Source organism: Streptomyces sudanensis (assembly GCF_023614315.1).
Lineage (GTDB): Bacteria > Actinomycetota > Actinomycetes > Streptomycetales > Streptomycetaceae > Streptomyces > Streptomyces sudanensis.
Genome location: NZ_CP095474.1, coordinates 341,469 through 351,461, shown reverse-complemented (window position 1 = coordinate 351,461; position 9,993 = coordinate 341,469). Strand labels below are relative to the sequence as shown.

8 protein-coding genes and 1 pseudogene are annotated in these 9,993 nt (G+C 74.8%); 6 read left to right on the top strand and 3 right to left on the bottom strand.

Annotated elements, in window-relative coordinates; genetic code table 11:
* Window positions 1–156 precede the first annotated feature (156 nt).
* From MW084_RS01545 to MW084_RS01535, 3 genes are all read left to right on the top strand, one after another.
* Window positions 157–882, top strand: coding sequence for a helix-turn-helix transcriptional regulator (locus MW084_RS01545; protein ID WP_010469311.1), 726 nt, complete (start codon window positions 157–159; stop codon window positions 880–882).
* A 104-nt stretch (window positions 883–986) separates the two neighbouring features.
* Window positions 987–1,286, top strand: coding sequence for an antibiotic biosynthesis monooxygenase (locus MW084_RS01540; protein ID WP_010469312.1), 300 nt, complete (start codon window positions 987–989; stop codon window positions 1,284–1,286).
* A 65-nt stretch (window positions 1,287–1,351) separates the two neighbouring features.
* Complete coding sequence (locus tag MW084_RS01535; RefSeq protein ID WP_010469313.1) at window positions 1,352–2,428, top strand: DNA alkylation repair protein; 1,077 nt, start codon at window positions 1,352–1,354, stop codon at window positions 2,426–2,428.
* Window positions 2,429–2,706: 278 nt separating this feature from the next.
* On the opposite strand, the gene MW084_RS01530 is transcribed toward MW084_RS01535, so the two are convergent.
* Complete coding sequence (locus MW084_RS01530) at window positions 2,707–3,468, bottom strand: GNAT family N-acetyltransferase (RefSeq protein ID WP_010469317.1); 762 nt, start codon at window positions 3,466–3,468, stop codon at window positions 2,707–2,709.
* 217 nt (window positions 3,469–3,685) lie between these two features.
* On the opposite strand from MW084_RS01530, the gene MW084_RS01525 reads away from it, so the two are divergent.
* Window positions 3,686–4,774, top strand: coding sequence for a DNA polymerase III subunit beta family protein (locus MW084_RS01525; protein WP_106428033.1), 1,089 nt, complete (start codon window positions 3,686–3,688; stop codon window positions 4,772–4,774).
* A gap of 90 nt (window positions 4,775–4,864) precedes the next feature.
* Here MW084_RS01525 and nhaA read toward each other — a convergent pair whose 3' ends face one another.
* A complete protein-coding gene (nhaA, locus tag MW084_RS01520) occupies window positions 4,865–6,160 on the bottom strand; it encodes a Na+/H+ antiporter NhaA (RefSeq protein WP_010469322.1) in 1,296 nt (431 codons plus the stop codon).
* Between the two features lie 256 nt (window positions 6,161–6,416).
* Window positions 6,417–7,949 carry an alanine/glycine:cation symporter family protein gene (locus tag MW084_RS01515; protein ID WP_029553361.1) on the bottom strand — a complete coding sequence of 511 codons (1,533 nt, stop codon included), beginning with the start codon at window positions 7,947–7,949 and terminating at the stop codon, window positions 6,417–6,419.
* A 777-nt stretch (window positions 7,950–8,726) separates the two neighbouring features.
* On the opposite strand from MW084_RS01515, the pseudogene MW084_RS01510 reads away from it, so the two are divergent.
* Both MW084_RS01510 and MW084_RS01505 read left to right on the top strand, forming a co-directional pair.
* Window positions 8,727–9,379 (top strand): annotated as a pseudogene (locus tag MW084_RS01510) (amidase family protein); the annotation flags it as partial.
* A gap of 131 nt (window positions 9,380–9,510) precedes the next feature.
* A complete protein-coding gene (locus MW084_RS01505; RefSeq protein ID WP_338057709.1) occupies window positions 9,511–9,903 on the top strand; it encodes an amidase family protein in 393 nt (130 codons plus the stop codon).
* Window positions 9,904–9,993 lie beyond the last annotated feature (90 nt).

Here is a 9,993-nt window from a genome sequence, read left to right as displayed (position 1 = left end):
GTCCCGGCACCCCGCCTTCCGTCCCCGGGTCCCGGCACCCCGCCTTCCGTCCCCGGTCCTGGTATCGCGCCTTCCGTCCCCGGTGTCCGTCGTGGCCCCGACCGCCACCGCCCCCGACGCCCCCGTGGGCCCCGACAGGCGGCATAAGGTCGGGGAGTGAACCGAACCGATCGCCTGTACGCCCTGGTGGAACACTTGCGCGCCGCCGCCCCGCGGTTCAGGTCCGCACGGGACCTGGCCGCCCGGTTCGAGGTCAGCGTCCGCACGATCGAGCGTGACATCGCCGCCCTGCAGCAGGCCGGTGTGCCTGTCTACGCGCAGACCGGCCGCCGGGGCGGATACGCCCTGGACAAGGGGGCCAGCCTGCCGCCGCTGAACTTCACCGCCGAGGAGGCGGTCGCGGTGGCGCTCGCGCTCGTGCCGCTGTGGCGGACGCCCTTCGCCGGGCAGGCGGCGAGCGCGCTGTCGAAGCTGCTCGCGGCCATGCCCGACGCGTCCACGGCGGGAGCCCGGGACCTGGCCGGCCGGGTCAAGTTCATGGGGCGGGCCGACGGACCCCCGGCGGCCCCGACGGCCGTGTGGACGGTGATCGGCAACGCCATCCGCCGCCGGGAGTGCGTACGGATCGACTACGCCGACGCCCGCGGGCGCCCCTCCACGCGGGAGGTGGAGCCGGGACTGCTGCTCACCGCGGGGGAGGGCCGCCACCCGGCCGACTGGTACCTGGCCGGCTGGTGCCGCCTGCGTGAGGGCGCCAGGGCCTTCCGCCTGGACCGCGTCCGCCACGCGGAGGGGACCGGCCGGCACTTCCCGCCCAGGCCCTCCCACGCCCTCGTCCCCCAGGAGGTCCGCCTCACCCTCCACGACCTCACCCTGGAGTGACGCCGATCACGCGGAAACACCGACAGGGGGTTGTCGCGAGGCTCCCTCATCGTGGAGTCCGGCGCCGAAACGGCGCTCCTGAAACACCATCGTGAGGACGAACCATGCAGCCCGCTGCCATCGAGGTCGTACGCTTCACCGTCGACCCGGCCGACACCGACAAGCTCCTTGCCGAACACCCCCGGTTCGCAGTCGCCGTGCGCGAGAACTGCGAGGGGCTCCGCAGCCTGAAGCTGCTGCGCGTGGACGAGCGCACCTGGATCGACGTGGCCGAGTGGGAGACCAGGGCGCACGCCCTCAAGGCGGCCGAGGCCCTGCCCGAACTGCCCGCCTGCCGGCCGCTGTTCGCCCTGATCGACGAGGGCCTGTCGATGGACGTCGGCGAGATCGCCGCCCAGGACTGACGCACCCGCCCCCGCCCGGGGCCCCGCACCGCCGGGGCCCCGGGCCCGCAACCGTGGAAGCACCCATGCCCAAGCCCTTCAAGGACGAGATCAACCCCGCCGGCATCGGCGCGCTGGCGTCCGCCGTCACCCGGGTGCACCCGGGCTTCGCGGCGGCGGACTTCGAGGCCGCCGCGGCCGACGGGCTGGAGGCCCTGGAGCTCAAGCAGCGCGTCGCGCACGTCGCGGCCTGCCTCGCGCGGTGCCTCCCCCGGTCGTTCCCGCAGGCGGCGGAGGTCCTGCGCCGGGCGGTCGCCGGGACGGACCTGGACCTGTGGAGCGCCTGGCCGGCCACCGAGTACGTCGCCGGCCACGGCCTCCACCACCCGGACGACGCCCTGCGGACCCTGGCGGCGCTGACGCCGTACGCCTCCGCGGAGTTCGCCGTCCGCGCCTTCCTCGCCGCCCACCCCGAGCGGACCCTCGCGCAGCTCCACACCTGGGCGGCCTCCTCCGACGTCCACCTGCGGCGCCTCGCCTCGGAGGGCTCGCGCCCCCGCCTGCCCTGGGCCACCCGCGTCCCCCTGCTCGCCGACCCCGCGCTCACCCTCCCGCTCCTCGACCGGCTCCGCCACGACCCCGAAACGTACGTGCGGCGCTCCGTCGCCAACCACCTCAACGACATCGCCCACGACCACCCCGAGACCGCCGTGGCCACCGCGCGCCGGTGGACCCGGGAAGGCGGCCCCCACACCGCCGCCGTCCTGCGCCACGGACTGCGCGGGCTGATCCGCCGGGGCGACCTGGACGCCTTCGCCCTGGTCGGCGCCGCCCCCGACATCCCGGTACGCGTCACCGGCCTCCGCCCCACCGGCGGCCCCGTCCCCGCGGGGCAGCCGCTGGCCTTCACGTTCGACCTCCACCTCGACCCCCGCCGGGCGGCCGGCGAACTCCTGATCCTCCACTACGCCCTCACCCCGGCCCGCGGCGGCACCGGCAGGACGCGCCTGCACTTCCTCTCCCAGAGCACCCCCCGGTCGGCGGGGCGCCGCACCGTCGAACGCAGCCACCCGACGGGGTCCCTGCGGCCCGGCGAGCACCACCTGACCGTCCTCGCCAACGGCACGCCCCACGCCCGTACCACGTGCACCATCACGCGGTAGGCGGCCTGCGGCGGGGGAGCCCGGCGGAAGCCCCGGAGCGGGCGGCGAAGGCCCGGGCTGCCCGGCGGAAACCCGGAGTGATCAGGCCGTTCGAGGAACACCGGCCCGTAGGCGGCCTGCGTGACCGCGATGCGCATGCGGGTTTCGCCGGTACTGCCGCCGGTGCTCTGCGACGCGATCGCCGCGACCGGGGCGGCCGGTCGGTTCGGTGATCCTCGACGAACGGCGGCTTGCCCGGAAGCACCGGCCCCCCGCCGCCGACGCGGGCGACCTCGCGGTCAGCCGCGCTCGAAGCAGTGGGAGCGGCCGATGGCGGAGAAGCCGCGGCGCTCGTACCAGTGCCGTGGCCAGTCCGTCGCATCGGCGGTCAGGAACCGGATGCCACAGCCCTCGTCGGCGGCCAGGCGCAAGGCGGTGGCCAGGACGGCGTCGGCGTAACCGCGTCCGAGGTGGGCCTCCGAGGTGACCAGGTCCTCGATGTGGGCCGTGCCGTTCGCCCGGTCCAGGTAGAGGTCGGCCCATGAGGCGACCTCACCCTCCTGCGTGCGGGCACCGAGGAAGTGGACGACGTCGGCTCCGCGGCGGCGGGCCTCGCGCCGGTCGACGAGATGGCGCAGGACCTCGTCGTCGACGTCCGGAAGGAAGCCCCGCCACCGCCGGGTGAGGGGGACGCGTATCGCGTCGAGATCCACCTTCTCCGCATTCCCGCCGGTCGGCACCGGTCCCGTGTGCAGCATGACCAGATAGGCGGAGTGGGTGTACCCGGCCCGGATCAGCGGCTCCGCGCACGCCCTTCCGGCTTCGTCGTCGAGCACGGAGATCAGCCGGTGCGGCAGGTGCCCCAGTGCCTCCTCCGCGATGGCCGGTAGCGCTTCGGGATCAACGGCCGTGTCGACGATCACCTGGTTGTTCGCGCGGGAGTGTGCGAAGGCGTCGTCGTACACGGCGAAACCGCCCGGCAGGTCGACGGTGCGCGCGGCCTGGCGACGGGCGAAAGCCGACAGGAAGGAGTTGATCCGCTGCAGGTGTGGGCTCGGCACAGGGGGAGCCTAGGCGGCTGTGGACCACGACCGCATACGGGAATGACCTCCGGCGGGGCGAGGACTTCCCGGGGCCGTCGGGCCGGCTGGCCACTGCGCGGACCGCCGGGGTCCGCCCGTCCTGCCCGCGAAGACGGAGGCCCATCGCGGCAATCCGACAGGCGGGGTTGACCCTCGACCTTGTGGAGGGCCCAGAGTCCCGGGTGTGGAGAGCGAGATGCGCAGCATTGGCGAGATGGCCCGGGACAGCGGACTGGGCGTGAGCACCCTGCGGTTCTACGACAGGGCCGGGGTGCTGGTCCCGGCCAGGGTGGACCCGGTGAGCGGCTACCGCTGGTACGCCGGGGAGCAGGTGGCGGAGGCGCGGCTGCTGGCGCGGCTGCGCCGGGCCGCCATGCCGCTCGCCGACATCCGGCTGGTGCTGGCCGGCTGGTCCAACGAGGACACCGACCTGGTGCGCGGGCTCCTGGAGGCGCACCTGCGCCGCCTCGAACGCGGACTGGCCGACGCCCGCGGCGAGTTCTCCACGCTCCGAGCACTACTCGACGACAGGGAGAACCCCATGGCCTCGCCCCGCACCACCGCCGGCACCGCCCGGCTGACGGTCCCCGCCCCCGAACTGGCCGCCGCCCTGGACGCGGTTCGCTTCGCGGCCGGCTCCGACCCGGAACTGCCGATGCTCGACGCCGTCCTGTTCGACGCGGAGGGCGACGGGCTCCGCGTCGTGGCCACCGACCGCTACCGGATGGCCGTCGCGCGGGCGGGCACCGCCGGGCACGGCGGCCCCCGCGTCCAGGCCCTCGTCCCCGTCCCGCTCGCGGACGCGATGCGGGCCCTGCTGGACGGCGAGGGGACGGCCGAACTCGCGCTGGACGGCGCCCGGATCACCCTGGAGACCGGGGACCGCCAGGCGGCTGGCCAGTGCCTCGACCACGCCTTCCCCGACTACCGCCGCCTGGTCCGCCTGCCGGCCGGGCGCCGCGCCGTCGTCGACGCGCCGGCCTTCCGGGAGGCGGTGCGGACCGGCCCCGTCCGTACCGGCGAGGCGCGCGGGGAGGACGGCGCGTCCCACGACCTCAGCGTGCTCGGGGTGGCCGACGACGGCACGGTCGTCCTGTGCGAGGACGGCGACGACGGCCCGGGCGACGTCGCCGTCAACCGCGCCTTCCTGCTGGACGCGCTCACCGCCGGAGCCCGGGACCGGCTCGTCCTGGAGCTCGGTTCCCCGACGACGCCACTCGCGGTCCGCCGCCCCGACGACGAGGAGACCTTCTCCCTGCTGATGCCGGTCCGCCTGGAGAACTGACCCGGGAACCCGTCCACCGCCCGCCCCGCCCTGCCCCGCCGGACACCGCGACCGGCCGGGTGCGGGGCGGGCCCGCGGCCGGACCCCCGGTCAGTGCGGGGCGGGGCCGGTTCGCTGGTAGATGTCGGGGATGCCGTCGTGGTCGTCGTCGCGGGTCTCCTCCTCGTACAGGCGCCGGTAGAGGGCGTTGCGGCGCCGGATGAGGAGGGCCGCCGTGGCGGCGGCGATCAGGGAGCCGACGAGGACGGCGGCCTTGATCCGTTCGGTCGAGGCCGGGTCGGGGAAGGCCAGCTCGCCGATGAGGAGGGCGACGGTGAAGCCGATCCCGGCCAGTACCGCCAGGGCGAGGACGTCCGCCCAGGCCAGGTCCGGGTTGAGCCGGGCCCGGGTGAAGCGGGCGGCCAGGTAGGTGCCGGCGAAGATGCCGAGGGTCTTGCCGACGACCAGGCCCAGGACGACGCCGAGCGGTTCCGGCCGGGTGAGGACCTCGCCCAGGGCGGTGGCGGAGACGCCGACCCCGGCGGCGAAGAGGGCGAACAGGGGGACCACGACGCCCGCCGAGACCGGGTGGAGCAGGTGGGAGGTCCGCTCGGCCGGGGAGGCGGCCTCGCCCTCGTCGCGGGTGGTACGCAGGATCAGGCCGATGGCGACCCCGGCGACGGTGGCGTGGACGCCGCTGTTGTACATCAGCGCCCAGGTGGTGACGCCGAGGGGGACGTACCACCACCAGCCGCGCACGCGGAAGCGCTGGAGGAGGTGGAAGAGGACGAGGCACGCGAGGGCTCCGCCGAGGGCGGCGAAGTCCAGGTCGCCGGTGAAGAACACCGCGATGATGAGGATCGCGCCGAGGTCGTCGACGACGGCGAGGGTCAGCAGGAAGGCCCGCAGCGCGGCGGGCAGGTGGGTGCTGAGCACGGCCAGGACGGCGAGCGCGAAGGCGATGTCGGTGGCCATGGGGACGGCCCAGCCGCCGAGGCGGCCTCCGCCGGCCGCGGCCGTCGCGGCGTAGACGGCGGCGGGCACGGCCATCCCGCAGAGCGCGGCGATGACCGGGAGGGCCGCGGTGGCGGGGGTGCGCAGTTCGCCGACCACCAGTTCGCGCTTGAGCTCGATGCCGGCGACGAGGAAGAAGACGGCGAGCAGCCCGTCGGCGGTCCAGTGCCCCACGGAGAGGTCCAGGCCGAGCGCCGGTATGCCGAAGTGGAAGTCGCGCACCGCCTCGTAGGCACCGCTCCACGGGCTGTTCGCCCACACCAGTGCCACCACGGCCGCCGCCAGCAGCACCAGCCCGCCGACCGTCTCGGTCCTCAGCGCCCGGACGACGGCGCCGCGCTCGGGGAGCGGCAGCAGGCCGAGGAAGGGGGAGCGGTCGCGGGGAGCGGTCACGGGTGGGCCTCCGGGGGGATCGGATCGAGGGCGTACGAGCCCTGGGACGCCGACCAGACTTCCCGGCACACCGCGCGTCCGCCGGCCCCGTGCGAGGGGTGGTCCTGACGCGTTGCCCCCACGCTAACCGCCCGGCGCCCCTTCTGGCCACCCCTGATTTTGCCTGGTGGGAGCGGGTGCGGGCACGACGGACGGGCCCGTCCACACCAGGCGCGAGGTGTGGGCGGGCCCGCTCGGGGCCGGGCCGCGGGGGCGGTCAGACGGTGGTCTTCACCGGCTCCCGGTCCTCGTCCTCGTCCGCCTCGCCGGCGTCGCGGCGGCGGACGAACTCCAGGAAGGAGTTCAGCTCGCGCTTGACGACGGGGGCGAGGAGGTACAGGCCGATGATGTTGATGACGGCGAGCATGAAGAGCACGGCGTCGGCCATGTCGATCAGGGTCTGCAGCGTCAGCAGGGAGCCCGCGATCGCGAACAGCGTGTAGAGGGCCTTGTAGGTGGTCTCACTGGCCCGGCTGCGGCCGAAGAGGTGCGTCCACGCCTTGAGGCCGTAGTAGCCCCAGGTGAGCACGGTGGAGATGGCGAACAGCAGCACCGCGACGGTGAGGATGTACGGGAACCAGGGCAGGACCGTGGCGAAGGCGTCGGAGGTGATGGTGACACCGCCGATGGACTCGCCCGCGCGGGCCTCGGCCCAGCTCGCCGGGTTGGCGATGACGATGGTCAGCGCGGTCATCGTGCAGATGACGACGGTGTCGATGAACGGCTCCAGCAGGGCGACCAGGCCCTCGCTGGCGGGGTGCTTGGTCTTCACCGCGGAGTGCGCGATGGGGGCGGAGCCGAGACCGGCCTCGTTGGAGAACGCGGCCCGCTTGAAGCCGATGATCAGCGCGCCGAGGATACCGCCGGCGACGCCCTGCGGGTTGAACGCGCCCTCGATGATGGTGGCGATCGCGGCCGGCACGGCGGAGACGTGGACCAGGATGACGACCAGGCAGGCCGCGATGTAGATGCCGGCCATGGCGGGGACGAGCTTGCTGGTGACGTTGGCGATCGAGCGGATGCCGCCGAGCAGCACGACGCCCACGAGCGCGGCGACCAGGATGCCGAAGAACAGCGCGCCGGCGGACGAGCCCATCAGGCCGTCCTCGCCGCCGGTGACCGAGACGAGCTGGGCGTAGGACTGGTTGACCTGGAAGAGGTTGCCGCCGAAGAGGCCGAAGAACAGGACGAAGACAGAGGCCAGGATGGCGAGGACCTTGCCGAGCTTCTTGCCGTTCGCGCCGAAGCGGTCGGCCAGGCCCTTGGGCAGGTAGTGCATCGGGCCGCCGGAGACGGTGCCGTCGGGGTGCACCTCGCGGTACTTCACGCCCAGGGTGACCTCGACGAACTTGGTGGCCATGCCCAGCAGGCCGCACAGGATCATCCAGAACGTGGCGCCGGGGCCGCCGATGGAGACGGCGACGGCCACACCGGCGATGTTGCCCAGGCCGACCGTGCCGGAGACGGCGGCGGTCAGTGCCTGGAAGTGGTTGACCTCGCCGGTCGAGCCCTTCTCGTCGTACTTGCCCCGGACCACGTCGAGGGCGAGCTTGAACTTGCGGATCTGGACCAGCCCGAACCAGGCGCTGAAGACCAGACCGGCCACCACGAGCCAGGCGACGATGAGCGGCAGCTCCGTCCCGGCGACGGGGACGGAGTAGAAGACGATCTCCCCGAGCCAGGTGGCTATGGGCTCGAAGAACCCGCTGACGGCTTCGTCGACGGAGGTGGTGATGGAGTCGAGTGACACGGTGGCTACCTCGATGGCGCAGTACCGGCGCACAGGAGGTTGCGCCGGGAGGATGTGCGGTCTGTGAGCGAACGCCGTTGTCCGATCGGCGGCCCTGGGATCGCGATCCGTGGACTCGGAACGTGATCGCCCTGGCTGTGACGCCGGTGCGTGCCGGCGCTCCACATCGTGGCGAGGGGTGGTGCCACCTGTGGAGTTGCGTAGTTGTACCACGATCGGCACCACCCCTTTAGTGACGCAGGTCACATAACGGTGGGTAGCTTTCGAGAATGCGAGCGAACGAAACAGGACTGTTATCGGAAGGGCGGAGTACGTGCATAGGGCACCTTTTGCCCGGGTGGTGGAGGCGGCCCCCGCCTGACCGCGCTCCCGTCACCTTCCGCGATCGCCCGCGCGCCCCGGCAGGCCGGGCGGCGGTAGGTCCCTGCCGTCTGCCGTCTGCCGTCTGCCGTCTGCCGTCTGCCGCTCGCCTTGAGGGGGCCGGAGCCGGGGCCGGTCGGCCCGCTCGCCTCGCCCGGCGGGCCGGGGCGGGCGCTTCGTTCCCGGCCGGGGCCGGACGACCGGCGGGCGGGAGGAATCGGAGGGCCGGACGACCGGCGGGCCGGGCGTGGGCCGGGCCGGGCACGCGCCGGGTCAGGCCGGAAGGGCGGCCCCCTCCGGACACGGACACGGACGCGGACGCGGACGCGGACGCGGACCCGGGCTCCGTATACTTCCCGGCCCGGGAGGACGGCCCGGAGCGCGGCGGTCCGCCGCCGGGGCCGGAGGGGGACGCCTGTGATCACCACCCGCGAGTACGCGGCCCTGTCGGCGCTGGACGTCGCCGGACTGGTGGGACGCGGCGCGCTGACGGCCGTCGGGGTCGTCACCGCGGCGCTGGCCCGCATCGGCGAGCGCGACCCGGGAGTGCGGGCGTTCACCGAGGTGTGGCCCGAGCGGGCCCTGGCCGAGGCGGCGCGGGTGGACGCCCGGATCGCCGGCGGCGCCCGGCTGCCGCTCGCGGGCGTACCGCTCGGGGTGAAGACCGGCGAGGGGCCCGGCTCCTACCAGAACACCCGCCTGGCGGCGGCCGGGTGCGTGCCGGTCGGCGCCACGTCGGCGCCGCGCACCGGGCGGGGCTGGCAGACGTACGGGCACACCGACCGCGGCCCCACCCTCAACCCGTTCGACCCGGCCTGGTCCCCGGGGGGCTCCTCCGCGGGCTCGGCGGCGGCGGTCGCCGCCGGACTGGTCCCCCTCGCCAGCGGTTCGGACGGCGCCGGATCGGTGCGCATCCCCGCCGCCTGGTGCGGTGTCCTCGGCCTCAAGCCGACCAACGGCCTCCTGCCCGCCCGCGACCGCGCCGGCCTGAACTCGCCCGGCGTCCTGGCCCGCACCCCCGCGACGCCCTCGCCTACCTCGACGCGGTCGGCGGCACGCCCCCCGCGGGGNGCNCCCGGACCCCGCGCGCCCGCCCACCGCGGCCTGGTCGGCCACCCTGGGGTACGCCGACACCGACCCCGCTGTCGCCGCCGTCGCCCGGCGCGCCGCCGACGCGCTGGCCGGCGCCGGACTGGTCGCCGTGGACGAGGACGCCGACCTCGTGCTCGTCGACCCCGCCCCGGCCTGGACGGCCCTCCGGGCGGGTTCGCCCTCCCGTGACGACCTCGGGAGGATCACCGCCAACGAACGGCGGCTGACCGGTTTCTTCCGGCGGACCGACCTCCTCCTCACGCCCACCACACCGAACCCGCCGCACGGCCACGACGGCCCCGGGGACCGGATGAGCGTCGCGCTGACCTGGGCGTTCAACATCAGTGGGCACCCGGCCCTCAGCCTGCCCGCCGGGACCACCCCCCAGGGGCAGCCCGTCGGCCTCCAGCTGGTGGCTCGGCCGCACGGCGAACGGCTGCTCCTGGGCCTCGCCGACCGCGCCGCCCGGGCGGGGGTCCTTCCGCCCGCCGCGACGGGCTGAGCGGCCGACCGGCGCAGACGGTACCCGTACGGCCCGTGAGGCCCGCCCGGCAGGCGGTGCCGTCCCCGCCCGNCCCNACNCANCNCCGTT

What these genes read in the sequence shown, in the direction of transcription:
- MW084_RS01525 (WP_106428033.1), top strand. Translation starts at nt 3,686, where the DNA reads ATGCGCAGCATTGGCGAGATGGCCCGGGACAGCGGACTGGGCGTGAGC.
- MW084_RS01535 (WP_010469313.1), top strand. Translation starts at nt 1,352, where the DNA reads ATGCCCAAGCCCTTCAAGGACGAGATCAACCCCGCCGGCATCGGCGCG.
- MW084_RS01540 (WP_010469312.1), top strand. Translation starts at nt 987, where the DNA reads ATGCAGCCCGCTGCCATCGAGGTCGTACGCTTCACCGTCGACCCGGCC.